The organism is Arthrobacter oryzae (genome assembly GCF_030812315.1).
Classification (GTDB): domain Bacteria; phylum Actinomycetota; class Actinomycetes; order Actinomycetales; family Micrococcaceae; genus Arthrobacter; species Arthrobacter oryzae_B.
Genome location: NZ_JAUSSM010000002.1, coordinates 86,500 through 111,996 on the forward strand (window position 1 = coordinate 86,500; position 25,497 = coordinate 111,996).

The 25,497-nt window shown below is 64.6% G+C and carries 25 protein-coding genes; 14 read left to right on the top strand and 11 right to left on the bottom strand.

The features are described from left to right. Positions 1-75: 75 nt before the first annotated feature. Positions 76-2,481 (top strand): phosphoenolpyruvate synthase, encoded by a 2,406-nt coding sequence (gene ppsA / locus J2S97_RS03740; RefSeq protein ID WP_307046731.1) that lies wholly within the window; start codon positions 76-78, stop codon positions 2,479-2,481. A 188-nt stretch (positions 2,482-2,669) separates the two neighbouring features. On the opposite strand, the gene J2S97_RS03745 is transcribed toward ppsA, so the two are convergent. Then, positions 2,670-2,924, bottom strand: coding sequence for a hypothetical protein (locus J2S97_RS03745; RefSeq protein WP_307046732.1), 255 nt, complete (start codon positions 2,922-2,924; stop codon positions 2,670-2,672). Positions 2,925-2,971: 47 nt separating this feature from the next. Further along, entirely contained in the window at positions 2,972-3,859 is an 888-nt protein-coding gene (locus tag J2S97_RS03750; protein WP_307046734.1) for a LysR family transcriptional regulator, read from the bottom strand. A gap of 74 nt (positions 3,860-3,933) precedes the next feature. Between J2S97_RS03750 and J2S97_RS03755 the strand changes: the two genes are divergently transcribed. From J2S97_RS03755 to J2S97_RS03785, 7 genes are all read left to right on the top strand, one after another. Beyond that, positions 3,934-4,602: an RraA family protein gene (locus J2S97_RS03755; protein ID WP_307046736.1), complete on the top strand. Its 669-nt coding sequence runs from the start codon at positions 3,934-3,936 to the stop codon at positions 4,600-4,602. Next, positions 4,602-5,267, top strand: coding sequence for an RraA family protein (locus J2S97_RS03760; RefSeq protein ID WP_307046738.1), 666 nt, complete (start codon positions 4,602-4,604; stop codon positions 5,265-5,267). The genes J2S97_RS03755 and J2S97_RS03760 overlap by 1 nt, the downstream gene beginning before the upstream one ends. Then, positions 5,264-5,881, top strand: a complete 618-nt coding sequence (locus tag J2S97_RS03765; RefSeq protein ID WP_307046739.1) for an RraA family protein — start codon at positions 5,264-5,266, stop codon at positions 5,879-5,881. Before J2S97_RS03760 ends, J2S97_RS03765 begins: the two co-directional genes overlap by 4 nt. A 189-nt stretch (positions 5,882-6,070) precedes the next feature. Next, on the top strand, positions 6,071-7,120 hold the full coding sequence (locus tag J2S97_RS03770) for a pyridoxal phosphate-dependent aminotransferase (RefSeq protein ID WP_307046741.1): 1,050 nt from the start codon (positions 6,071-6,073) through the stop codon (positions 7,118-7,120). Between the two features lie 31 nt (positions 7,121-7,151). After that, positions 7,152-7,988 (top strand): alpha/beta fold hydrolase, encoded by an 837-nt coding sequence (locus tag J2S97_RS03775; RefSeq protein WP_307046743.1) that lies wholly within the window; start codon positions 7,152-7,154, stop codon positions 7,986-7,988. A gap of 58 nt (positions 7,989-8,046) precedes the next feature. Then, positions 8,047-8,310, top strand: coding sequence for a hypothetical protein (locus J2S97_RS03780; RefSeq protein WP_307046745.1), 264 nt, complete (start codon positions 8,047-8,049; stop codon positions 8,308-8,310). 131 nt (positions 8,311-8,441) lie between these two features. Continuing rightward, positions 8,442-9,455: an isopenicillin N synthase family dioxygenase gene (locus J2S97_RS03785; RefSeq protein ID WP_307046748.1), complete on the top strand. Its 1,014-nt coding sequence runs from the start codon at positions 8,442-8,444 to the stop codon at positions 9,453-9,455. Positions 9,456-9,559: 104 nt separating this feature from the next. Here J2S97_RS03785 and J2S97_RS03790 read toward each other — a convergent pair whose 3' ends face one another. Together J2S97_RS03790 and J2S97_RS03795 are read right to left on the bottom strand one after the other, a co-directional pair. Next, a complete protein-coding gene (locus J2S97_RS03790; protein WP_307046749.1) occupies positions 9,560-11,716 on the bottom strand; it encodes an amylo-alpha-1,6-glucosidase in 2,157 nt (718 codons plus the stop codon). Between the two features lie 171 nt (positions 11,717-11,887). Next, positions 11,888-12,349 (bottom strand): MarR family winged helix-turn-helix transcriptional regulator, encoded by a 462-nt coding sequence (locus J2S97_RS03795; RefSeq protein ID WP_307046751.1) that lies wholly within the window; start codon positions 12,347-12,349, stop codon positions 11,888-11,890. Between the two features lie 132 nt (positions 12,350-12,481). On the opposite strand from J2S97_RS03795, the gene J2S97_RS03800 reads away from it, so the two are divergent. Together J2S97_RS03800 and J2S97_RS03805 are read left to right on the top strand one after the other, a co-directional pair. Beyond that, positions 12,482-13,087: a dihydrofolate reductase family protein gene (locus J2S97_RS03800; RefSeq protein ID WP_307046753.1), complete on the top strand. Its 606-nt coding sequence runs from the start codon at positions 12,482-12,484 to the stop codon at positions 13,085-13,087. Between the two features lie 66 nt (positions 13,088-13,153). Beyond that, a complete protein-coding gene (locus J2S97_RS03805) occupies positions 13,154-13,573 on the top strand; it encodes a helix-turn-helix domain-containing protein (RefSeq protein WP_307046755.1) in 420 nt (139 codons plus the stop codon). A gap of 24 nt (positions 13,574-13,597) precedes the next feature. Here J2S97_RS03805 and J2S97_RS03810 read toward each other — a convergent pair whose 3' ends face one another. The 4 genes from J2S97_RS03810 to J2S97_RS03825 form a co-directional block, all read right to left on the bottom strand. Continuing rightward, the gene (locus J2S97_RS03810) at positions 13,598-15,073 is read right to left on the bottom strand and encodes an MFS transporter (RefSeq protein WP_307046757.1); all 1,476 of its coding nucleotides are present in this window, start codon (positions 15,071-15,073) and stop codon (positions 13,598-13,600) included. Between the two features lie 286 nt (positions 15,074-15,359). Next, positions 15,360-16,025: an alpha/beta fold hydrolase gene (locus J2S97_RS03815; RefSeq protein ID WP_307046759.1), complete on the bottom strand. Its 666-nt coding sequence runs from the start codon at positions 16,023-16,025 to the stop codon at positions 15,360-15,362. Between the two features lie 118 nt (positions 16,026-16,143). Next, positions 16,144-16,956, bottom strand: a complete 813-nt coding sequence (locus J2S97_RS03820; RefSeq protein ID WP_307046760.1) for an alpha/beta fold hydrolase — start codon at positions 16,954-16,956, stop codon at positions 16,144-16,146. Between the two features lie 35 nt (positions 16,957-16,991). Further along, positions 16,992-18,563: an MFS transporter gene (locus J2S97_RS03825; RefSeq protein WP_307046762.1), complete on the bottom strand. Its 1,572-nt coding sequence runs from the start codon at positions 18,561-18,563 to the stop codon at positions 16,992-16,994. A gap of 30 nt (positions 18,564-18,593) precedes the next feature. Here J2S97_RS03825 and J2S97_RS03830 point away from each other — a divergent pair, with 30 nt between their 5' ends. After that, positions 18,594-19,445 carry a helix-turn-helix transcriptional regulator gene (locus J2S97_RS03830; RefSeq protein ID WP_307046764.1) on the top strand — a complete coding sequence of 284 codons (852 nt, stop codon included), beginning with the start codon at positions 18,594-18,596 and terminating at the stop codon, positions 19,443-19,445. Here J2S97_RS03830 and J2S97_RS03835 read toward each other — a convergent pair. Then, positions 19,442-20,206 (bottom strand): MBL fold metallo-hydrolase, encoded by a 765-nt coding sequence (locus tag J2S97_RS03835; RefSeq protein ID WP_307046766.1) that lies wholly within the window; start codon positions 20,204-20,206, stop codon positions 19,442-19,444. The genes J2S97_RS03830 and J2S97_RS03835 overlap by 4 nt on opposite strands. Before the next feature lie 141 nt (positions 20,207-20,347). On the opposite strand from J2S97_RS03835, the gene J2S97_RS03840 reads away from it, so the two are divergent. The 3 genes from J2S97_RS03840 to J2S97_RS03850 all read left to right on the top strand — a co-directional run bounded on the left by J2S97_RS03840 (position 20,348) and on the right by J2S97_RS03850 (position 22,586). Beyond that, positions 20,348-20,983 (top strand): dihydrofolate reductase family protein, encoded by a 636-nt coding sequence (locus tag J2S97_RS03840; RefSeq protein ID WP_307046768.1) that lies wholly within the window; start codon positions 20,348-20,350, stop codon positions 20,981-20,983. 87 nt (positions 20,984-21,070) lie between these two features. Beyond that, complete coding sequence (locus J2S97_RS03845; RefSeq protein WP_307046770.1) at positions 21,071-21,319, top strand: hypothetical protein; 249 nt, start codon at positions 21,071-21,073, stop codon at positions 21,317-21,319. 508 nt (positions 21,320-21,827) lie between these two features. Further along, a complete protein-coding gene (locus J2S97_RS03850; protein WP_307046772.1) occupies positions 21,828-22,586 on the top strand; it encodes a MerR family transcriptional regulator in 759 nt (252 codons plus the stop codon). A 98-nt stretch (positions 22,587-22,684) separates the two neighbouring features. Here J2S97_RS03850 and J2S97_RS03855 read toward each other — a convergent pair whose 3' ends face one another. Next, the gene (locus J2S97_RS03855; RefSeq protein WP_307046775.1) at positions 22,685-23,875 is read right to left on the bottom strand and encodes a winged helix DNA-binding domain-containing protein; all 1,191 of its coding nucleotides are present in this window, start codon (positions 23,873-23,875) and stop codon (positions 22,685-22,687) included. A 48-nt stretch (positions 23,876-23,923) separates the two neighbouring features. Further along, on the bottom strand, positions 23,924-25,372 hold the full coding sequence (locus tag J2S97_RS03860; RefSeq protein WP_307046777.1) for a sugar porter family MFS transporter: 1,449 nt from the start codon (positions 25,370-25,372) through the stop codon (positions 23,924-23,926). Between the last annotated feature and the right edge of the window lie 125 nt (positions 25,373-25,497).

Here is a 25,497-nt window from a genome sequence, read left to right on the forward strand (position 1 = left end):
CGCGCCCACCAACCGGCTATCGCCGCAAGCGGGGCGGCACATCTGCATGCCATCATCTGCAAAGGAGCAGCAACTATGACGACAGACATCCTGTGGTTCTCAGAACTCGGACTCAAAGACCTGGACCGGGTGGGCGGAAAGAACGCCTCCCTCGGTGAAATGGTGCAGAACCTGACCTCTGCCGGCGTCCAGGTCCCGGACGGTTTCGCCACGACAGCGGACGCGTACCGCAACTTCCTTGCAGACTCCGGCCTGGACCAGAAGATCGCCGACCGGCTCATCGGCCTGGACACCGACGACGTGACAGCCCTCGCCTCGGCCGGCCAGGAAATTCGTACCCTCATGCGCGAGACGCCGTTCCTGCCGGACTTCGAGGCGCAGATCAGGAACTCCTACCAGCAGCTGGTGGAGAAGCACGGGGGGTCCGAGGATCTCTCGTGGGCCGTCCGTTCGAGCGCAACGGCGGAAGACCTTCCGGACGCCTCCTTCGCAGGGCAGCAGGAAACCTTCCTGAATGTCCGCGGTATCGAGAACATCCTGCTTGCCATCAAGGACGTCTTCGCCTCCCTCTACAACGACCGGGCGATCGCCTACCGCGTGCACCACAAATTCGAGCACGCCGAGGTGGCGCTCTCCGCCGGCATCCAACGGATGGTGCGCTCCGACGTCGGCGCCTCCGGCGTCATGTTCACCATGGACACCGAATCAGGATTCAACGACGCCGTTTTCGTCACCTCCTCATACGGCCTCGGCGAGGCCGTCGTCCAGGGTGCAGTCAACCCCGACGAGTTCTACGTCTACAAGCCCGCCCTGCAGGCCGGCCGCCCGGCCATCCTCAAGCGCGGGCTGGGTGAGAAGGCGCTTCAGATGACCTACACCAGCAACCGCGAAGTGGGCCACACCATCGACTTTGTGCCGGTTGAGGCTTCATTGCGGAACCGCTTCAGCCTCACGGACGACGACGTAGAGCAGCTCGCCCGGCACGCCGTCGCCATCGAGAACCACTACGGCCGTCCCATGGACATCGAATGGGGCAAGGACGGGATCGACGGCGGCCTGTACATCCTGCAGGCGCGCCCGGAGACGGTCCAGTCCCGCCGCGCTTCCGGAAGCCTGAGCCGTTTCCGCCTGAACGCGACCGGCCGCGTGCTGGTCGAAGGCCGCGCCATCGGCCAGCGCATCGGCGCCGGCACAGTCCGCATCCTCACCGCAATAGACCAGATGGCCGCGTTCAAGACCGGCGATGTCCTCGTCGCCGACATGACCGACCCGGACTGGGAACCGATCATGAAGCGGGCCTCCGCCATCGTCACCAACCGCGGCGGACGCACCTGCCACGCGGCCATCATTGCCCGGGAACTGGGGATTCCGGCCGTCGTCGGCACCGGGAACGCGACGGACGCCCTGTCCGACGGCCTTGAGGTCACCGTCTCCTGCGCCGACGGCGAAACCGGCGTCATCTATGAAGGACTCCTGGACTTCAGCGTCGAGGAAACCGAGATTACCCAGCTGCCCGAGGCCCCGGTCAAGGTCATGATGAACGTCGGCACCCCGGAGCAGGCGTTCACGTTCGCGCAGCTGCCCAACCATGGAGTGGGCCTTGCTCGGCTGGAATTCATCATCAACCGCCAGATCGGCATCCACCCCAAGGCACTCCTGAACCTGGACGAGCAGCCTGCCGACGTCGTCACGGAAATCCGGGAACGGATCGCCGCATACGACAGCCCGCGTGACTACTACATCAAGCGCTTGGCAGAAGGGGTGTCCACCATAGCGGCGGCCTTCGCGCCGGAACCGGTGATTGTGCGCATGTCCGACTTCAAGTCCAACGAGTACGCCAACCTGATCGGCGGGCCGGCCTACGAGCCGCACGAAGAGAACCCGATGCTCGGCTTCCGCGGTGCTTCCCGGTACCTGGAGCCGTCCTTCCGGGACTGCTTCGACCTCGAGTGCGAGGCCCTGTCCTTCGTCCGCAACGAGATGGGGCTGACCAACGTCAAGCTGATGATCCCGTTCGTTCGGACCTTGGACGAGGCCCGCGGCGTCATCGAGCTGCTGGCGGAGAACGGCCTGACCCGCGGTGAGAACGGCCTCGAGGTGATCATGATGTGTGAGATTCCGTCCAACGCGCTGCTCGCCGACGAATTCCTGGACTACTTCGACGGATTCTCCATCGGCTCCAATGACATGACCCAGCTGGCCCTGGGCCTGGACCGCGACTCCGCGATTGTCTCGGGCGGCTTCGACGAACGCGACCCCGCTGTCAAGAAACTCCTGAGCATGGCAATCAAGGCCTGCAAAGCGCGCGGTAAGTATGTGGGCATCTGCGGCCAGGGGCCCAGCGACCACGCGGACTTCGCCGAGTGGCTGGTCGGGGAAGGCATCGATTCCGTCTCCTTGAACCCCGACACCGTGGTGGATACCTGGCTCCGGCTCGCCGGCGCGGGCGTCGCGGCGGGAGTCGGCGCAGAGGCGAACTGACTCTCCGTGTCAACCCGAGTGCCCGCCCGGGGGAAACCCCGGGCGGGCACTCCCATGTCATGGGGCGCCAGTCGGCTTGGAACCCTCCCCGGGGCTCCGGCAGCGCAGCCCGCCCAGTCGTTCGAGGCACCCACATCGGAATCCGAGGGAAATTGAAGATTTCCAGGCACCTGCATCGGCCCCGATACTCAGGTTAGCTTTAGCGGGTTTTCGGCGAGGGCACGAATATACACGGCTGGGTCCACGTTGCCGCCTGAGGCCACGATCGCTACGGTCTTCCCTGCGAAGTCGGCCCTCTTCGGCAGGACGGCTGCGCCACTGCAATTGATGACGACGGCGTCAGGTTCCTGGCCTGCCGCGATCAGTTGCTCAGCCATTTCCAGGCCGGTGGTTCCTGCGCCCGCCATGATGGCATGGTCGTCGAAGGGGGAGATGATGGTCATTCCGTTTCCGGCGCATTCTTCGTCACATGGACGCGTTGGAGGCATGCTCAAACGTCCGGCGAAGCGCACAGGATGAAGTGTTCCACCAGCGGCTCCTTTGCCTCGGCCCGGCTGACAATCGAGAGCTCGACCAGATCCGCGCGTTCCTTTATCTGGCGCCACACAAGGTCATCAGGCTGCTGCCGCACGGATGATTCCGGGGCCAGCGTTACCCCCAGTCCGCACTTGACCATGGCCAGCTGGGAATTAATCGAGTTGGCGTAATGCTGGGCCTCCGGGCTGAAGCCCACTTGCCGGCACGCGGCGACAAGTTCGTCGTGATAGTCCGGGGAAATCTGCCGCGGCAGCCACACCCAGGAGTCTTCCCGGAACTCTGACAGGCTGACAGGCCCTTTCCCCTGGGCCAGCGGATGGTCTTTGGGCATAGCGACCACGAAGTGGTCCCGGCGCAGGGGCACCGATATGAGCCGGCGACCAGTTTCAGAATGGCGGATCACGGCGACGTCGAGCTCGCGACGCCCCAGAGCATCCCGCCCGTAATGGGAGTCGATCTCCTGAACGCGTAATTCCACTAGCGGACGCGTGGCACGAAAGCGGGCCAGGATCTCCGGAAGCACTTCGCTGAACGCCGAGGTGACCGCACCAATGCGCAGGGTTCCAATAGTGCCCGAACTTGCCATTTGGGCTGTCTCCTGAGCGCGCTCTGACGCACCCACAAGTAGCCTGCACTGCTCGAGGAACAGGCTGCCCGCCTCTGTCAGCAGAACGCTGCGGCTCGATCTGTTGAGCAGGGTGGTGCCAAGCTGGCGTTCCAGCTGCAAAATGGCTTGGCTCAGTGGAGGCTGGGACATGCTGAGACGGTCAGCCGCACGTCCGAAATGGAGCTCTTCGGCCACGGCTATGAAATACCTGGCCTGACGTACCTCGACAGTCATCCATTCGCCTTTCGTCTTTCAGCTGGTCGAAACGGGACCTTCACTATATCGATGGCGTGGGCTGTACTGGAAGCATGACTTCCAAAGAATTGCTTCTGACCGCCTACGAGGCGCTCGATTCCGCGGCTGTGTCGGACGCCCTGGACGCTCTAGGACTGGCCCCCGGACAAGGCGGAATCCTGCCCGTGTGGGGACACCCCACGATCGTGGGCTTCGCCGTCACCGTGCAGCTCGAACCATTTGTCCCCGGCCCCTCGGGTGCCCACATCGGCACCCCGGCGGTGGCCGGAGCCACCAGCACGGACGTGATCGTTGTCGCCAATGGGGGGCGCACCGACGTCTCCTGCTGGGGAGGGCTCCTCAGCCTGGGCGCAATGCTGAAGGGCGTCCGTGGCGTCGTCGCGGATGGCGCCTGTCGGGATGTGAACGAAGCCCGCGAACTCGGTTTCCCGGTCTTCGCCAAAGGCAGGATTCCCGCCACGGCACGCGGCCGACTCCAGCAGTGCTCCACCGGCGAAACCGTCCCGTTCGGCAACGTAACGGTCACCCCGGGTGACCTGATCTTCGCAGACGAAACCGGCGTCGTCGTCGTCCCCCGAATCAACGCCGAAGAAGTACTGGAAAAGGCACAGGCCATCGCGGGCCGGGAACAGGCAATCGCCTCCGACCTCCGGTCCGGCGTCCCCCTACACGAGGCCATGCGCGATGCGCGTCTGGCAGGAACCACCGAGGAAAAGCACTGATGAACACCAACACCACCAACGACGCCGTCGCGCGGCTTACAGCCCTGCCAACCGCCAGTATTTCCGACGCCCTGGATTCCCTGGGCGTGAACGGCACCCCGCACGGGATTGCGCCCCTGACCTACGGTTTCCGGGCCGCCGGACCTGCCTTTACAGTGCAGTACGAACCGGCAGGAACTGCGCGCGGGAGCGTGGGCGATTTCCTGGACGACGTCCCGCCCGGGGCCATCGTGCTCATCGACAACAATGGGCGCACCGACGTCACGGTCTGGGGTGGCATCATGACCGAGATCGCTGCTGACCGCGGCGTCGCGGGAACCGTCATCAACGGCGTGTGCCGGGATGTATCGACGTCCTTGGAACAGAACTACCCGCTCTTCAGCCGGGGCCGGTTCATGCGCACCGGCAAGGACCGCGTACGCCTCGTGGCGGTGGGGAAGGACGTCATCATCAATGACGTCAGGATCTCGCCCAGTGACATCATTTGCGGCGACTCCGACGGCGCCCTTGCAGTACCCGCTGCCTATGCCGAGCAGGTAGCCGAGATCGCCGAGCGCATCGAAGACACCGAAAGCAAAATCGTCGCAGCGGTCAAGGCCGGATCCACGCTGATCCAGGCCAGGGCCGACCTTGGATACCACGACCTTCAGTGGAGGAAAGCATGAACACCCCAGCGGGCGGACACTCCGCCGCCACCCTGTACGAAGCCTCAAAACTGCCCTGCACCTGCGACCCGGGCATCAAAGCAGCATGGCAAGGAGCCCGCGTCGCCGGCCCGGCGTTCACTGTCCGGGGCATCGGCGGTGACAACCTCGCACTCCACAATGCTGTCCTGGCCGCGCCGGCGGGCAGCGTACTGGTCGCCGACATGCAGGGCGCCGCCAACGGCCACTGGGGTGAAGTCCTCGCCGTCGCAGCCCAGCACCGCGGCATCGCCGGCCTGATCATCGACGGGGGAGTGCGCGACTCAGACGAGATGGCAGCCATGGACTTCCCCGTCTTCTCCCGCTCCGTCACCGTCGTCGGAACCGTAAAGGACTATCCCGGGGACCTCCGCTCACCCGTCCGGATCGGCGGCATCGTCGTCCACACCGGCGACCTCATCGTCGGCGACGCCGACGGAGTCATCGTCCTGCCCCGGAACGCCGTCGCCGAAACGATCATCCGCGCCGATCAGCGGGTCGCCGACGAACGCCACATTCTCGACCAGATCAGGAACGGGAAAACAACCCTCGAACTCTACGGCCTGTACGCCGAAGGAACTTTCACCACCCGCTGAAACCACAAACCAATCCCTGACGACAGGGCGCCAACCCGGCCCTTCCGTTGGACTCGTCGGAGAACAATGAACCACCAACCGAAACCACCAGCAGAACCGGCTGCGGCCGCGGCAGCACATCGGATCATCAGAAGCAGCCGCCGGCCGCAATCGCTGGGCTCCGCCCGGACCGGTGCAGTGTCACTCGCGATGGGGGAGCCTGACTCAGGGACGCCCGCCGCCGTCGTCGACGCCGCCATCGCTGCCCTGAACAAAGGCCGAACCCGCTACGCACCGATCACCGGATCCGCGGAGCTTCGCGATGCCATCGCCGCGCAGACCACCTCCAAGTACGGCCGGGACACCCACCCGCGGGAAATCATACTCACGCACGGCGGCAGCGCCGGGCTGGCAGCAACCATGATCGCACTGATCAACCCGGGCGACAGGGTACTTATCCCGGAGCCGACCTATTCCCTCTACGCAGACCACGTGGCGATGGTCGGCGCCGAATGTGTCTGGGTGCCCAACCTTACGGACGGATCCTTGGACATTGAGAGCCTCCGGGAAGAAGCCCCCTCGGCCAGCATGATCATCCTCTGCAATCCAGGGAACCCGACGGGGCGCGTGTACCCTGATGCCGACCTCCACCACCTCGAACAGCTCCTCGTGGACAACCCGGACCTTCTGCTCCTCGCCGACGAGGCCTACTCCGGCATCACTTTCGACGGCGCCCCCTACACCTCGGCCCTTGCACTGACGCAGGCCAGGGACCAGGTCATCTGCAGCAGCACCTTTTCCAAGACCTACGCCATGACCGGATGGAGGCTCGGCCACATCGTCGCGCCAGCCGCGCTGGCGGACAGAATCAACCTCATCCACCGCACAATCAACGGGCCCCTCAATACCTTCGTCCAGCACGCAGCAATCACCGCCCTCCAGACCAGCGACGCCGAGCTCAAGGCAGCGGCCCGGTCTTACCAGGAACGACGGGACCTCGTCGTCCAACGCCTGAGCGGCGTTCCCGGAATTGAGATGCCCACGCCGCAGGGCGCGTTTTACGCCTTCCCCCGCATCACGTCGGGGCTTTCCTCGGACGAAATGACGGCCCGCTTTGCGGATGCCGGGGTCCTTGTCCGGTCCGGCAGCGAGTTCGGCCCCTCCGGCGAAGGCCACATCCGGATCTCGTTCGCCACGGACGTCGACACCCTCGACGAAGGGCTCCGCCGGTTCATTGCCACCGTGAAAGACCTCACGTGAAAGAGGGCCCACATTGTTCTCTGAGAACACCATGACCAAGCACGAGATTCCGCTCAGCATCGACGGAACAGACATGCGGCTGTCCTGCATGAGCCGGGGAGGGCATGGACTTCCGCTGGTCTTCCTTCACGGTTTTGGCTCCACCAAGGAGGACTACGCCGACATTGCACAGAACCCGGATTTCGCCGGCCAGCCGTTCTTCGCCTACGACGCTCCCGGCTGCGGCGACTCCTGGTGCAGTGACCTGGAAAAGATCTCGGTCCCCTTCCTTGTCGACACAGCAAGGGCGGCCCTCGCCGCCCAGGGGATCGAACGCTTCCACCTGATCGGCCACTCGATGGGCGGGCTTACCTCACTCGTGCTCGCCCGCCAGGAACCTGGCCGCGTGGCCAGCTTCATTGACATCGAAGGGAACCTCGCACCGGAGGATTGCTTCCTCAGCCGGCAGATCTTCCTCCATCCCCACGAGGATCCACACCTGTTCCTGGAGGACTTCATCGCCCGTAACTGGGCGGCCCCGTACTATTCGAGCCCGCTCTACGCCGCCAGCGTCAGGTACAAGGTCCGGGCTGCAGCGGTCCGGGGCATCTTCGAATCCATGGTCGATCTCTCGGACAACGCCGACTTGATGGAGAAGTTCCTGGCCCTTCCGTTTCCCCGCATGTTCATGTACGGCGAGCAGAACCGCTCGCTGACTTATCTCCCACACCTCTCCGCCAACGGCGTGCAGCTCGCGGAAATCACCCGTAGCGGCCACTTTCCTATGTACTCCAACGCGCCGGAGATGTGGGACAGAATCGCGGCCTTTCATCGCCAGGCAGCCACGGCCCCGAGACCATGGCCGGCAACCTCGGGGCCGGAGCGGTAGGGGCAGCCCTCATCGCATTCAACTTCAGTCGGTGGGAACGGGCGAGTGGAGGCGTGAGATGTCGGTGGACTTCGAGAAGGCAGTCATGAATTCGCGGCGTGCGCTGGACGAAATCCTGCGCGGTAGTGCTGACGGCTACAAGCAGCTCTACTCCCGGAGGGACGAGATCACCTTGGGCAACCCCTTCGGCGGCTTCGGCCGCGGGTGGGAAGGGGTTGTGGAGCAACTGGACCGCGCGTGGGGCTCCTGCCGGCCGAGGCGGTCCTGCGTGCATGACAGCCTGCCTTCACCTCACGAAGTCGAACTGGGCGGTGGGGCGTAAGACATCCGTCTGCCAGGGTCCAGTGCGGATCCGGTATTTCGAGACTTCATGCCCAACTTAATGGCCCGGCCGTAACATTGAAGCAGACGCATGCGCTGGGTTACCAAGTTCGCTGAGAAGGACTGGAGACGTTGCCACTCGAAACACTGCCCGTAGTCGACTTCTCCCGATTGGCCGCCGGCGCGGGGGAGGCGGCCCGGTTTCGTGACGAACTGCGCAGCGCCATGCATGAGGTCGGTTTCCTGTACCTGGCCGGCCATGGTGTCCCGCAGGAGCTCACGGACGCAATGCTGGAAGTGTCCCGTCGCTTCTTCGATCTGCCCGAAGAGCAGAAGCTCGCGATTGAGAATGTGCACAGCCCGCAGTTCCGCGGCTACACCCGTGTCGGCGGGGAACTGACGGACGGTGCAGTCGACTGGCGCGAGCAGATCGATATCGGCGTAGAGCGGGACACGGTGGTGCGGGGCCCGGGCGTCGCGGACTATTGGCGCCTCGAGGGGCCCAACCTGTGGCCGGAGGCGCTGCCCGAAATGCGGGGGATTGTGGCCGAGTGGACCGACCGGCTGAGCACGATCTCATTGACTCTCCTGCGTGCCCTGGCGGTGTCGCTCGGAGCGCCCGGGGACACCTTTGATGAGGCATTCGCCGCTCGGGCTTTCCCCGTGCTCAAAGTTGTGCGGTATCCGGGGTCATCCCACGAGGAACCCAGACAGGGCGTAGGCTCCCACCGCGACGGCGGCGTGCTGACGCTCCTCATGGTGGAGCCCGGCAAGGGCGGCCTCCAGGTCGAGTACCAAGGTACGTGGATCGACGCACCCCAGGTGCCCGGAACTTTCGTGGTCAATATCGGCGAGATGCTCGAGCTGGCCACAAACGGCTATCTCAAGGCGACCCTGCACCGCGTCGTCTCGCCTCCTCGCGGCACCGACAGAATATCCCTTCCCTTCTTCTACAATCCGGCACTGGACGCGAGGATGCCGCAGCTCGCGGTGAGCCCTGAGCTTCGAACCAGGGCCCGCGGCCTGTCGGTTGACCCGACGAACAGCCCGATTCTGGAAACCTACGGGGATAACGCCCTTCGCTACCGGTTTCGGGCCCACCCCAACGTTGTCGCGGTGCACCACGCGGACCTGATGAACCGCTGACGGGGAGTCTTCCTGCTTGGGTCAGGCTGCCGGTGAATACTTCGGAACACGAGTCCAGGCAAGGTATCGGCTGAACCTCTGTGCGACGCGGAAATCCGGTCTTTTCAGTCCTCGCGTCTCAGTCCGGCTTGCGCTATGAGTTCTGTCAGCCAAGGGCGGTGTTCACGGTGGAATGCTATTCCTTCGGGCAGGCCCTGCACGGCAGGTTCGGAACCCGTGATGTCGATGGTGATCCGGCTTCCCGCCATGGGCGCATTGGTGATGTGCAGGTCGCCGTATGACTCCGGGAGCGCCGGATCCATCCAGAATCCGCCGCGGGAAATATGGGCGTCATACCGCATCAGGCTCGTGACCAGCATGATCGGTGTGGTCGCCGCCCAGGCCTGCGGGGAGCATGCCGTTGGATACGCCACCGGCTCGGCAACCTGGTCACGGCTAAAGCCGCAGAACAGTTCCGGGAGCCGGCCGTCGGAGTAATCAGCCGCCTCGAAGAGGGCAGTGGCAATCCGCTGTGCCTCGTTTACGAGGCCGTAGCGCATCAGGCCGGCTGCGATGATCGCGTTGTCATGCGGCCAGACCGACCCGTTGTGGTAACTGGCCGGATTGTAGGCGCCCATGTCGGTTGCGAGGGTGCGCACGCCCCAGCCGCTGAACATCTCGGGGGACATGAGCCGTTCGGCCACCTGCGGTACCTTGTCCTCATCGACAATGCCGTGCCACAGGCACTGACCCATGTTGGACGCGCACGCGTCGACCTGCCGCTTTTTGCCGTCGAGTGCGACGGCGAAGTAGCCGCGGTCAGGCATCCAGAACTCTTCGTTGAACCTCTTCTTCAACCGTGCCGCTTCATCGGTGAGCCGCGCCGCCAAAGCCGGGTCACCGGCGTCGTACGCCATCCATGCCCGGGACAAAAATGCGCTGTAGGCCAGTGCCTGGACTTCGCACAGTGCGATAGGGGGCTCTGCCACGCGGCCGTCAGCGAAGTTGATGCCGTCCCAGGAGTCCTTCCAGCCTTGGTTGATGAGGCCCTGTTCGTTGAGGCGCTCATACTCGACGAACCCGTCGCCGTCCTTGTCGCCATAGTTCCTGACCCAGTCCAAGGCGCGGTCTGCGTGGGGCAGCAGCGCAGCGATAGTGTCCTTGGCAAAACCCCATCGGCTCACCGATCCGAGGGTCATCACGAACTGCGGAGTCGCGTCGACACTTCCGTAGTAGACGGACTTGCCACCCAACGAGAGCCCGCTGGAGACACCGAGCCTGACCTCATGCAGGATCTTGCCCGGTTCCTCCTCGCTCATGGGATCCACCACGCTGCCTTGCCGGTCAGCCAGCGTCTGCAGGGTGCCGAGTGCCAGGGAGGGATCCACCGGCAGCGCCATTTCCGAGGCCCAAAGCGAGTCCCGGCCGAAGAGCGTCATGAACCACGGCGCGCCGGCAGCCACTACGATCCGCTCCGGATGGGCCGGATCCTCAATGCGCAGCGCGCCCAGATCGTCGTAGCTGCGCCGCAGGGTCCGCTCGATTGAACGGTTGCCCATATGCAGCTTGGGAATCTTGGCCACCCATTCCTGGCGGCGGCGGTCGCTGGGAGATATCTCACCGCCGGCCGGACGAACGAAGGGCGCCACCCGTCCGGTGCCGTCGACGGTGGGGACCACCGTCAGCAGGGTACTCCAGTGCCCGTGCGGCGGAACGACCGCCCGATAGGTAATTGCGTCCGGGGTGACATCGGCGCCGCCGGCGCTGACGACCACGCCCTTCCGGACGTCCTCCCAGACGGCCGTAATGGTCAGCGAGTCGCCGTCCGGGTGGCGGGCTTCTTCCCAGAGCCGCTGGATGCGCGCCTCTTTGACTTCGAAGAGATCCGCGAAGTCCGATTCGACGTCGAGGGTGATCACGCATTCGGCAGCGTCCGAGGAGTAGTTCCGGATGGTGATCTCCTCCAGGATCCCGGCACCGACTTCCCTCAGCCGCTCCACGATCAGGGGGCTGTCCGCGTATCCGTCGGAGCGGGGAACGCGGCCAATAAACAGGGCCCGATAGGGTTCCTTTGTCGATGCGGTCAGCGGCTCCAGTGGTTGCCCATTAATTGCCAGGTTCCAGCGCGACAGGATACGGGTGTCCTGATGGAAAGCCCCATGCGGATGTTCCGGGTGGATGTCTCCATTTCCCGAGGAAATACAGAAGGATGAACCCTCCACCAAAGTAACCGTGCCGGACCCCACAGGCCCCGCAGCCGTGTCAGCATTCCATCCAGCCATCCCTATCTCCTTCAACGGCTCAGGAGCGGGGCGGTGGGATGCGGCGCTGGGCCGAACCGTCGATCGCCGCCTTACTCCGTTGGATAGACGCTACGCCTCAACGCCCTTTGACAACAGGCACTGTGCCCGGGGGAGTGACACCGGGGAGTGCTCTCACCGGGTTCTTCGTGCCTAGCGTCCGGGATCCCTTGGTTCAGCGTCAGGCAGTGACTCTTCCTCCCGGGCTGCGAGACCGCGCACGATGGCCTGCAGTTCTGTCCGCAGCATGTCGGTATCGACCTCTGCGGTTGCCAGGACCGAGCGTTCCAGGTCGCGTGCTGCTTCGCGTGCAGAAGTGCCGGAGACGGTGATGGAGACGACCTGGCTGCGGCGGTCGGATTGGCTGCGCTGGCGATAGACGTACCCGTGGGCCTCCAAACGCATGAGCGTCTTGCCGATTGTCTGGGCCTGGACCCTCACGATCTGCGCAAGTGAAGACTGGGTCATGGGGCCGTTGGCTGCCAGAACGTCCAAGGCGATCACCCCGGCATGGGTCAGCCCGATATCGTCCAGCTTCTCGTTCCAGGCGTGCTCGACAAGCCGCGCCGCGGTCGACAACAAGCGGCCGGTGGGCCAGAGTCTAATATCAGGCATAGGCGCAGTATAGAACCCGGCGGCCCTGCATGGTGGTGCGTATAGACCGCGATGCTCACCCGTTGATAAACAACCGCAAGTGTGATTTTTTGAGACAAGAAACGCAGATCAAGAAAGGGTGTAACCAGGGGCATGAGGTTGACGACGACGACCAACGTCTCGGTGGACGGCGTGATGCAGGGGTTGGGCGGACCTGACGAAGATCGCAGCGGCGGCTTCGACCGCGGCGGATGGGCGATACCTCTTCTGGATACCGAAGCCGGGGACTATCTCGATCAGGTTTACGGCGGTGCGGCCGCGTTCCTCTTCGGCCGGCGGACGTACGAAATCTTCGCCGGCTACTGGGGAGTGATGACCGATCTGAGCGCGAGCCCGATCGCCGCCGCACTGAACAGCCGGCCCAAGTACGTGGCATCGACCGGCCTCACAGACCCGCAGTGGGCGGGCACGAGTGTGCTGACCGGCGACCTCGCCGCGGCCGTCGGTGATCTGAAGGCGCAGCAAGACGGCGAACTGCTGGTGCCCGGCAGCGGTGCCCTTGTCCGGTGGCTGCTCGCCCACGACCTGGTGGACCAGCTCGACCTGCTCACCTATCCCGTCGTCGTCGGTCAGGGCACACGGCTGTTCCCCGCTTCCGGTCCGGACATCGCGCTCGAACTGGTCACCTCGCGGACCACTTCCCGGGGCATAACCATCCAGTCTTATCGGCCCCTTGGCCGCCCGGAGTACGCAAGGTAGGACGACCGCTGCTCAGGAGGTCCTGTGGCCCTACTCCAAGGGGACGCCACCAAATAGCATTGCTTCATGGAACAGCTGCAGGACATGAGTGCTGAAGAACCGGCGCTGTCTGCCACCACGGTTTTCGCCAGTCTCGCGGAGTTGAGGGAAGCCCCCGGCTATAGCCCAAAGGCAATAGCCGAACGGCTAATACACTCGCTGGGTACGGATGCTGCGGCGCCCTTGCTCGGCGTCAGTGTGGACCTTCTGGGTCGGTGGGCAACGGGCCAGGATGCGCCGAATGCGGACGGCCGGCTCCGGCTTGCGGACCTGGACGCCCTTGTGGGGCACCTCCACTGTGCATTCACGCCAGCCCAGGCCATGTTCTGGATGTGCAGCCAGAACGTGCAGCTGGGTTCCCGGCCAATCGATGTTTACCGCACTCAGGGCTCGGCCCCGGTGATCGGCGCCATCCGGGCCCACGTGCAGGAGGAGTCCTTCGGCTAACAGGACTCTCCGGGTGGAACGACATCATCCAGAAGACGAGGCGGGCGGTGTGGCGGTCTCCTGCCCCTCGGCAGCCGCCTGCGCATACGACGCCGACACGCGGCGATAGACCGGCGTCAGGAAGGCCAGCAGTGCGGCCGCGATCATGATGATCCCGGCCACCAGGAAGATCAGGGCGATGCCGCGGGAGACGCCGTCGCCCAGCAGTGGGGCCAGCTGGGCGGCACCCTCAGCAGACCGTGCGTACGGGATGATCCAGAACTGGGCGATCGGGGCGATGAGGAACGCGGTGACCGGCGCCGCGGCGGACTCGAAGGCCATGGCGAATCCGAACACGCGGCCTTGGCGGGGCAGGGGCACCACCTGCTGGATGACAGTCTGCTCGGCGGCTTCCACGAACGGTATCAGGACCAGGTACAGCCAGATGCCCGCGACGTACAGCCAGGCCCACTCCCGCAGCGTGAACACCGCACCGAGGAGCCCCATCACAGCCACTGCGATGAGCATGGTGCGCAGCGGGTTGGCGCCGAGCCCGAACTTGCTGATCAGTGCCCCGCCCACGATGAACCCGGTGGAGCCGAGAGCGAAGGCGGCACCCCACATCTCCACGGGGAACATCTCCAGTCCGTACGGATCCATCAGCGCCATGTAGACGCCGCCGATGAAGTTGTTGAACGTGGAAAACAGGATGAGCGCGAACAGTCCGGCAATGGCCAGGACGGCGGCAATGGAGCCGCGCAGGTCGAACGCACCGTGGGCATCCGTGGCGGCCACGCGCACTTCCTCGGGCATGCGCAGCGTGAGCAGGTGCGCGAAGGCCAGCGCCGTGAGCACCAGGGAAACCACAATGGTCCAGCCCATGCCCAGCAGCCCGACCGACAACCCGGAGAGCACGGAGGTGACGATAAACGCCAGCCCCTGCACCATGCCAACCAACCCGTTGGCGTTGGCCCGCCGGTCAGGCTCGATGAGGATGGTGACAACGGTGGAGAGGGCGACGTTGCGCATGTTTTCCACCACCGCACCGACCAGGATGATCACGGCGAAGATCCAGAACCACGGCTGTGTCAGGTCCAGCATCGAAGCGGCAGGTGTCAGCAGGAACATGACCCCTGCCAGCACGAACATCACCAGGGTAAAACCGGCGGCGAAGCGCATCACGGACAGCTTGCGGTAGCGGTCCACGAAGGTGCCGAAGCTGATGCTGGAAAGGGCGATCAGCAGCATGTACGCGCCGCCGATCACCCCGGTGGCGATCACGTTGCGCGTCTCCAGGTACACCCAGAATGTCAGGGCGAACCACAGGTAGCTGGTGGTGATGTTGGCCAGCGCCGTGTTCACCAGGATCCCGGCGAAGGTACGGGACCGCTGTGCTGCACTGCGTAAGGACGTATCGACGGCGTCCGGATCGTCGAGGCGGGGGGCCTCGCCGTCGTCGACAGGCGTGGAGGTGACAGCCGCATCCGCAGCGGCCCGGGGGGCCGGTTTCTGCTCGGTCATGCGTCCCAGTTTACTGACAACGGACGTGCTGTACACGGCCGCCCGCCCGGCGGGAAGGGCGTCATCGAAGGGGATGTCCGATCAGGACAGGCGGCCCACGCTACGTCGGCTCGGGCGCGGCATGGTGCCGTTGGAAAATAGTGCCCATCCCGCCAGCGACTGGGAGCAGATCACAAAGCTCGCACGGGAAGCTGCTGAATTGGGCGGATCGCCGGACCTGGGCCGGTGACAGCGAGACGGACAGGCCTGATGAGAGCCAGAGGGTGCCGTGAATTGGCGGTCCTACTCAATGGCGCAGCAGGTATCCGGCCACGCCATCGGGGTTGGCCAGGGCGAGTAGATGGCCGCCGGGCAGAACATCAGGCTCAGTACCGAGGCGTTCGCGGGCGACCCGTCGCTGGAAGTCCATTGGAAAGAAACGGTCTGCCTCTCCGGTGAGTACGCGGGTTGGGATATCGGGCCAGCCCGTGAAGTCGCAAACTGACGCGAAGACAGCGTCTGATTCGGTCGGTCGGTCAGATCCTTCAGCCAGGACTTCCGGTGGGATGTCGTGCAGGAAGTAGGTGTCAGCGTCGAACTCGGGGCTGTAGCCGTGGGCCGCCGCCGCGGCCCGCTGCGCGGCCGCCCAGCCGGTGTTGTCCCACCATGCGCCGGGAGTTTCGCCCGGTACAGGGATCATCGCATTCACCAGGACAAGCTCTCGGACAGGAGCCCTTTCGCAAACGAGCGGGGCCGTGAAGCCACCGAGCGACTGCGCGACGAGCACGGTATCGTGGACCCCGCCCACGGCTTCCAGAACCAGGCGGGTGTACTCGGGCAGGCCTGCGCTGTCGTCGTTGCCGGGCAGGTCGACCGCGACGGCTTCATGCCCGGCATACTGAAGCAGAGGAACGACGCGGCTCCAGTACCAGGCTGCGCCGCCCGCCCCCGGTATTAGAACGAACCTGCTCACTGACGTGCCGGCCGGATGCAACCGCCGCGGCTCGGGTTCAGCCGGTTGGGACTATCTGATCGATCTGGTTTCAGTGTGGACGTCATCTCTCCATTCTCACCACAGCAGGCCGATTACGTCATGTTGCCGATTGCTCCCGCACACGCACGAGCCATTCGGTAACAAGGGCTTGCAGGAGGTTGGGTTGCTCGTGCATCAAAGCGTGCCCGGCGCGATCGAGGATGGCGAAGGTGGCCCTAGGGTATTGCTCGATCAGCTCGCGCGGGCCTGCGTGCCCGGCCGTGGCGTCCTGTCGCCCGGCAAGGACCAACACCGGATGAGGATAGACTTCCCCGGCTTCCGGCCGATCCCGTAACTTCCAGTGCGAAAAGATCCGCGTCAGGCCCGACTCGTCAACGAGCGACATTCCCGGAGCCACACAATCCTGGAACCGACGCAGCGTTTCAGCCGTCTGCACCACGAAGTAGCTGCGGTACGTCTCCTCGAGATCCGCGGCCAGTTCGTCGGTCAGCCCGGCCGACGAAACCAGGACCTCGTGCTCGGGCACGTCGCGCGTATGCGCGCCAACAGGGCAGATTAGCGCCAGCCCGACAACCTGATCAGGTTTCCGATTGGCAATCGCACGGGCTAAGTACCCACCGTAGGAGTGCCCAACGACAAGTAACGGCTCATCACCGATGGTGCCGTCTATTAGGCCGAGCAGAATATCCAAAACATCATCGTTGCTCGAGATCGTCTCGGGCGCCGGCGTGCGGCCCATCCCAGGCAAATCCGGATACAGGCGCCGAATGCCTGGCACGTTGGAGAATACCGGTTCAAGAGCCCCGGCGATCTCGAGATGATCAACACCGGCGCCGTGCAGGACGAGAATCGGCGTGCCGCTGCCGTGTTCTGCGTAATGCACGGGCACTTCGCGGACCGTAAATTCCATCCAGACAGTGTAGGGTGCGCGGCGATTCTCCTGCATCATTGCTCACTCGCCGGTGACGGCATTCTTCTGAGAAAGATTCCAAGGAGTACCGCTGTGATGAGGCAAAGGGAAGCGTTAACCCCGATGGCCGGCAATATTGCAGCCATCACCTCCGGCGGGGCGCTGCCGTCACCGAGCTCGTGCAGGGACGCCGTGATGATGGTGCTCATGATCGGGATTCCCAGGGTGATGCCGATCTGTTGGCTCATGGTCGTCAGCCCGGTCGCGAGACCTTGTTCGGCGTTGGGGAGCCCCGTGGTGGCGGTGACCATGAACCCGACGATGGCGGCAAGGTTCGCGACGCCGCCGATGAACGTAGCGAGCAGCACGAGGATCAGGGAGGCCTGCCCTGTGTCGATGAAGAGCAGTGAGCCCGTTGCGGCCGCCTGGATAGCGAGACCGCTGACGATGGTGTTCTTGTTGCCCAGTTTGCCGATGAGCTTCGGGGCGATGATCCCGCCGGCGACGGTGCCGATGCCGAGCACGGCGAACGCCAGCCCGGCCCCGAGCGGTGTGTAGCCGAGGACCTGCTGGAGGTAGAGGGTCAGGACGAACACCAGGGACGTTTCAGTGGCGAACGCCAGGATCCCGGCGACGTTGCCCCAGGCGATGTTGTTCCGCCGCAGGATGGCCACGGGCACGAGTGCGTGTGCGGTGTTCTTCTCGATGAAGAAAAAGAGCACGAACAGGACCAGCCCGGCTGCCAGCGGTCCCCAGGCCAACGGATCCGACCAGCCGTTTTCGCCGGCGGTGGTCAGGCCGAAGACCAGCAGGAGCAGGGCTAGGGTGACGGTAGCCGCACCGGGGACATCAAGCTTTGTTCTGTTGCCGTGGGCGGATTCCGTGAGAAGTTTCGGGGCGAGGATTAGGACGAATATGGCGATGGGGACGTTGATGAAGAACGCCCATCGCCAGGACAACAGGTCGGTCAGGAGCCCGCCGAGGACCGCTCCGGCGGTGAAACCGGCAGCCATCAGGGAGCCGTTCAGCCCCAGGGCTTTGTCCCGCAGCGGCCCTTCCGGGAAGGAGGTCGTGAGGAGCGAGAGGGCGGCCGGTGTCACGGCGGCCGTGGCCAGACCTTGGGCGACGCGGGCCGCGAGGAGCAACCCCGGGTCGGTAGCCAGGCCGCCAACGAGGGAACCGATCCCGAGCAACGCCATACCGGCGATGAAGAGCCGTTTGCGTCCGAACAGGTCAGCAACACGGCCGAAGAAGAGTGTGAACCCCGCCGCGCACAGTGCGAAGGACGTAGCGATCCATTGCAGGTGCTCCAGGGAGAACCCGACGTCGGACCCTATCCGGGGCAGGGCGACGTTCAGGATGGAGAAGTCCACCGCGAGGGTGAAGCTGGCCGTCAGCAGCAGGACCATGATGAGGCGCTGCCGCCCTGTCATCCGCGTCGGCGCCGGTGCTCGTGGCACTTTGAGCTGGGGGACGGGTGCGGTGTCGTGCGTTGTCATCGCGGGGATTCCGATCGTGAAGTCGTGGGCGGTTTTCCTCTCCACCTTCAGCGTGCCGGTCAGGAATAGCCACGCCGTGTTGCGGGTAGCACTGGCAGTGCTACCCACGTTTGGGAATGTTCGTGAATACTCGGGGGTATGAACCAACCAGCTGCCATGGGCGACTTCCTGCGGAAACGACGGGCCGCCCTGACCCCGGGCGATGTGGGCCTGATGGACTATGGGACCCGCCGCGTGCCCGGGCTGCGGCGTGAGGAAGTGGCGATGATGGCCGGAATGAGCGTGACCTACTACGCCCGGCTGGAACAGGGTCAGCACATCAACGCCTCCGACGCGGTCATCGACTCCCTGTCTCGGGCGCTGGCCCTGACAGAGGTCGAAAGAAAGCACCTCTCGGAGCTGTCCGGCATTAAACGCGCCGCCCCGAAATCTTCCCGCAGCCGGCCGGACCACGTCAGGCCGGGCACGAAGCGCCTTATCGAGGCCATGGGGGTCCCGGCGGTGGTGCTGGGGAAACAAACCGAAGTCCTCGCTTGGAACCAGGCCGGGCATCTCCTGGTCGCGTCGCACGTGGATTTCCATGCCCCGGACAGGCCGCCCCTCCGGCCGAATATGACCCGGATGCTCTTCCTGGATGAGGCCACGCACAGCCTTTACGCGCACTGGCGCACCGAGGCCGGGCGCGCTGTCGCATCCCTGCGGCTGCTCTCCGGACGGTTCTCCGACGACGCTGAACTCGCCGCGCTGGTCGGAGAACTGACCCTCAAGAGCCCCGAGTTCGCAACGATGTGGGCCGAACACCCCGTGGAGAACTGCATGTCCGGGTACAAAACACTGGACCACCCGCGGCTCGGTTCCTTGGAATTGGGATTTGAAGTCCTGACCGTGCCGGATGACTCCGGTCACCGCATCCTCACCTATACAGCAGACCCGGAGAGCGCGTCCGCAGCAGCCCTCACCCGGCTACAGCACCCACCCAGCGGAGCCTAGCCCCGCAACGCTGCCAAGGCTTCGGCGAGGGGTATGCGCAATGCTGGGCCGTGGCCAGGAAGTACCACTGAAGCCTTGATGTCATCCAATCGGTGAGTTGCCGCCAGCGCCGCGACGGGGTCTGTGTGGTACATCCGGTGGAGCATCTGGGGGCCGGTCTTGCGGCTCAGTGGATGGCCGCTAACAAACGAGTCACCAACGGCGATCGCTCCTGCTTTGGGAAGAAAGATCGACACGTTGCCCGGGGTGTGGCCCGGAAGCAGGATCGCCTCCGGGCTGCCGGGCAGGCTCCGCAGTTTGTCGGGGTCCCAAGCCTGGGCACGCGTTGCAGGCTTGGCCGTCAGGGATCCAGCCTTGATGACGTGGACCATCCAGCGGAAGACGCGGGGGCGCCAAGCCCGCACGATGACCTGACCGAACGTGACTTGGTGCTTTTCCCTCCCTTGGACATGGGCTAGTTCTTCCGGGGCACACAAGATCGGCGTTGCGTACGTTGTGGAGAAATAGGCCGCAGAGCCGGTGTGGTCAACGTGACCGTGGGTGATGAGCACCGCCTGAGCGTCGGAAGGCTGCAAGCCCAGATAGCGGATGGACTCAAGGACAAAAGCTCGGTCGGCGGGATAGCCACTGTCAATGAGCATAAAGCCAGTCCCATCGCGGACCACGATCCAGTTGGAGGCTGGTCCTTCGACGAAAAAGACACCTGGTGCCTGCTCGGAAACGTTGGATGAGGGTTGCCATTCAGTGACTCGGAGGTGCACGGGTACATCCTAGCCTCCGGTCCAGACGCTACCCTTGAACGTCTGATCGCTCCGGGGCTAGCATTGCCGGCACGGGCGTCGGTGGTGCACCTGAACAGCGGGGCGCCGGTCAGGGACGTCGATCAATATGAGGAGACGGCCATGGGCGGGACAACTGCAGAGGCGTCATCAGCGGACCTGATAGTCGACCTGATCATATCCCTGGACGGCTACGCCTCAGCCGAGGGTTGGCCCGGGTGGTGGGGTTTAGAGGGGCCGGAATACCTGGCGTGGCTCGAACAGGAGGGAGAGAAGGACTACACCTTCCTCCTCGGGGCGAACACCTATCGCCTGATGTCCAGCATGTCAGAGGAGGCCGCTGCTGAGGGCTCTGGATTCTCCGCGGATGAGGGTGCCAGCCTTACCGGCCTTGCCGCCGTGCCCAAGGTCGTCTTCTCCTCCACCCTGCGGGCGCCCCTGGCGTGGCCGAACTCTGAGTTGGTCACCGGAGACGCGGTCGAGGCCGTGAGGGAGATGAAACGGAACGGGACCGGGACCTTGAGCACCTTGGGCAGTCTCAGTCTCTGCAGGTCGCTGCTGGGCGCTGGCCTCGTCGACAGGTTTCGGGTGGTGGTCTTCCCGGTGATCACGGGTCGCACAGGGCGCGAACGGATCTACGACGGCTATCCGGACGTGTCGCTCGAGATGGTGAACAGCAGGACCTTCGACGGGCGGCTCCAGCTGCTCGAGTACGTCCCTACCGTGCTTAGCGGTCCACCGGGCAGCGGACCGGCGTGAGTCAATCCGTCGGCACCATTGCGGCATCGACCTGCGTGCTCTAGCCTGTGGACTCAGGCAAGAATTGGCTGCAACTGGGGGTGTGTCATGGCTGAAATCAACGCGGTGCTGGCAGGGCTAACGGTCGAGGAGCTCGACGAGATCAGGGGACTTGGGCCGAAGGGGCACTTAGGCCGCCATCTGATCGCTGCCCTTGACAGAGCGGCCGGAGGACAGGATGCCGGCAGGGGCTTCTATGTCCTGGACGGTACCGTCAACGGCAACGGAGGCCAGTTCCACATTCTCCGCAGCGACGTCAGTGACAGGATTTTCCAATCCCAGGAAGCCCAAGGCTGAAGCTGGAGGGGCGCGATCAGGCTGCCTTCCAACTGGCCGGGAATGCCTTCAGTCCATAGACGATGCGTCCACAGCTTTCGGAGTAAACGCTTGGGTCACGAGGGAGCGTAATTGCCGGTGCCGCGGCGGGTCAGCGGTGATCAGACTCGACGCAAACAGCTGACCTGACTCGGATGGATCGTGGCCGCCCATCCGTGGGGAAAACCTGGCATCTTCGGACAGCACGCGCTGCACGTCGTCGTACCGGAAGACGTGGCAACTCCCCGACACCTCGTCGTGAAGGACGGGTGCGGCTTGCCGCATTCTCTCGTAGTGGGGGAATGGATCCAGTGGATGCTCATAGGCCGGGGCGAAGTCCATGGTGGGACCCTGATTTTATCCGACGCCAGTCACACACGTCAGTAGTCAGGTGTGGCGGGATCGTCCTCCGCCGGCTCTTGACCTTCCCGCTGCGTCAACCTTTAGTGTCGACTTATCAGGGCTGGAGATGCCTCGGAAGGAGGAAGGCATGGACTGGTCGATCAATCAGATCGCGAGGATCGCCGGCACCACCAGCCGGACGCTGCGGCATTATGACGACATCGGCCTGCTCAAGCCGAGCCGGATTGCCCATAACGGCTACCGGCATTACGACCAGGAGGCACTGCTCCAGCTGCAACGGATCCTGCTGCTGCGCGAGCTGGGCCTGGGTCTGCCGGTCATTGCCGAGGTGCTTAGCAACGAGTCGGACCCTGCCAAGGCCCTGAGCGGCCACCTGGCATGGCTTCGGCAGGAACAGGGCAGGCTGAACCGGCAGATTGCGTCGGTCCAGCGCACCATCGAGGCAGTGAAAGGAGGTGGAGAAATTATGGCAGAGAACATGTTCGACGGCTTTGACCACACCCAGTACAAGGAGGAAGTGGAGGAACGCTGGGGCAAAGATGCCTACGCCAGCAGCGACGCCTGGTGGCGCGGAATGGCTGCAGCGGAAAAGGCGGCCTGGAAGCAACGCTCGCAGAAGCTCGGCAGCGACTGGATCGCCGCGGTCGGTGCGGGCATCGCAGCCGACAGCGTCGAGGCGCAGGACCTCGCACGACGGCAGGTCGAATGGCTCCGGGGCATCCCGGGGACACCAGCGGCGGCGCCGGGCGGCGACGTGAAGGGCTACGTAATCGGCCTCGGCGAAATGTACGTCGCCGACCCTCGGTTCAGCGCCAACTATGGCGGCGAGTCCGGAGCCCGTTTCGTCCGGGACGCCCTGCGCGTTTACGCGGAAACGAACCTATAGCTCCTCAACAACGGCCGGACGCATGCTGCGCTCGCCGTCGTGTGCGGGTGAGTAGTGCCCGCACACGACGGCGCGATCGGCACAAATGAAGAGAAATGTCAGTAGGTGTCGAACTCCACGTGCACGGACGAGGCGCCTCGCAGCGGCGCGACCTGCTCGGCCTCACCCCGTAGCGACTTCCTGTCCTGAGCTGGCAGCGTTCGGAACGTCCTGATGGCGATGGTCAGCTTCCGGCCGCTCTTGCGTGGTCGCCACGTGCCGGTGATTTTGCCGGCTGCGAGCACAGTGCCCGGTTCGCCGACCGTCTTCCACACTTCCCGGTGGTATTTCTTGTCGACGATCGTTTCGCGGTCGCGCATTTGGGTATATGGGTCGCGTGGCGGGAGCAGGCGCACACCCGTCGGCGTCGGTGCCGCCCGCAGCGCGTCGAGATCCTCGGCAAGGACCCATGACGTGCCGCCGAAATCGACCTGCGTTAGCTCGTCCACGACCAAGCTCCACCAAGGGTCGGTGTCGCCTGGAACGATCCCGGCCCAGGCGGCGAAGTCCCTGCGTGTCGACGGTCCGTAGCAGCGCAGGTAGCGGCGGAGCAGTTCGGCACGTGCGAGGTCCGGATCGATGTCCGGAATCGGATGACCAAGCCACTCGTCCACCAGCACGAACGGTGCTTTGTTCCCGGCGCGCGGCGCGAAGCAGACCACGCGCTGCAGGGTGAGGATCCGGACGCAGAAATGTACGACGCCCTCACCGAGCGGTTGTCCCGGGGCGTAGGGGCCATGTTGCTCCCAGACGTCGCGCTGTCGCTTCGGCAGCCTGCGGGCAATCCGCGTGGCGATCTCCGCGCCCAACTCGTTGATGGCGAGCCTGCGTCCGGACAGCACGTCACGGATCTCGTCGCCGGTCAGCTCGACCGCATCCGTCAGGCTCATGCCGAGTTTGTCCAACGCCTGCTCCGCGCCGACAATGAAGTGGCGCATCGCCTCCTCGGTCGGCGGGAGCACGCCGGTGGTGAATACCGGTGCGTCCGATGTTGGGAAGTAGAACGGCGAGCCGCGCATGCACCAGGTCTGCAGCAGGCTCCTGTCCTCAGCGACTGCGTCGGCCACCTGTTCCTGCGTGAGGTCTCGCACCCTGGCGTGCAGGGCAAGCACCGCCGACCCGGGCGGGCTGTTCTGAACCCCGCACCGGCCGGCCGCGTCGAGCAGACCGCCTTCGCCCAACCGTTCGGTGAGATGATGGGCGCCCAGACGAAAAGCCAGGACGTCGCCCTTCGAAACGGTGTCAGCCACTGGCACATAATATCGCCGCCCGCCGTCCTACCCGCGTGACGTTCTGGCCTATTTCTTGTGGACGATGTAGATGGCGCCGGTTGTGACGTCTTCCTCCAGCGCCTCGAGGGTCCGTCCGCGGGTTTCGGGGACCTGGGTGTAGATGAAGATTAGTGCCAGGATGCCGACGATGCCGAACAGGAAGAATGTCCCGGTGATGCCGACCGCGGCCACCAGAGTCGGGAAGAACAAGCCGAGGAAGGCATTGGCAATCCACAGGCAGAAGATGGAGATGCCGATTGCGAAGCCGCGGATGTGAAGCGGGAAGATCTCCGAGAGCATCACCCACACGGCGATGTTGAGGAATGTCTGCATCGAGCCCACGAAGGCGACCACCAGGAAGAGGATCACGAACGGCCGTGCCGGGTCGCCGACCGGCAGAACGATCGAGGCGATGCCGATGAGGAAGTGGCACATCGTGGTCAGGATGAAGCCGGTAATGAGGGTGGTGCGGCGGTTCATGCGCTGCATCAGCGAGAGCCCGATGACGCCGCCGACGACGGCGATGACGCCGGGGGCGATGTTGGCGATGAGTGCTGCGCCTGAGTCGAAGCCTGCCTCGATGAGCACGGACTGGCCGTAGTACATGATCGAGTTGATGCCGGTGAGCTGCTGCGCGACGCCCAGGCCGATCCCGACAAGGAGGATGCGCAGGATCCACTTGTTCTTCAGCGCGCCCCAGCCGGAAAGGTTCATCTGCTCTTCCTCTTCGGCGAGGTGCTTGACGTCGGCCATCTCCGCGGCGGCGCGCTCGGGCGACCGGATTGTGGAGAGAACCTCCAGCGCTTCCTGGGCGCGTCCCTGTGAGATGAGCCAGCGCGGAGACTCGGGCATCCGCAGCATGCCAAAGAACAGGGCAATGGCGGGCAGCGCCGCGACCGCGAGCATGATGCGCCAGACACCGGGAAGTTCGCCCCAGACGTTGCCGATGATCGCGTTGACGACGAAAGCCGCGAGCTGGCCTATGACGATCATGAGCTCGTTGCGGCCCGCGAGCGAGCCTCGGATCTCGTAGGGGGCGAGCTCGGCGAGGTACACCGGGACCACCGAGGAGGCGCCGCCGACGGCGAGGCCGAGGATGACGCGGCCGACCACCATGACTTCGTAGCTCGGGGCGACCACGCAGGCCAGGGCGCCCGCGAGGAACAGGACCGCCAGGAGGATGATTGTCTTTCGACGGCCCCAGGTGTCGGAAAGCCTGCCGCCTCCCACGGCGCCCGCTGCGGCGCCGAAGAGCAGGGAGCTTGTGACGACCCCCTCGGTGAGTGGGGTAAGGGCGAGTTCGGCGGTCATCGGGCGGAGCGCGCCGTTGATGACGCCGGTGTCGTAGCCGAACAGGAGACCGCCGAACGTGGCAGTCAGGGCAACGAGGCCAAGTCGCTTGCGGTGAGGTCCGTCAGTCAGGGCCGGGAGCGAGGCCGGTCTGGACGTTCCGCTTTGCACGTGGGCAGTAGCCATCAGGGACTCCTTTGTCAGGGTTTCGCGGCAGATGTGAGCCGCATCTCAGCAATACTAACCCGCAAAAGGGCCTAATGTCAGGTCAAACTGACAAACTTCCTTGACGTGGCGCTTACAGGACACCA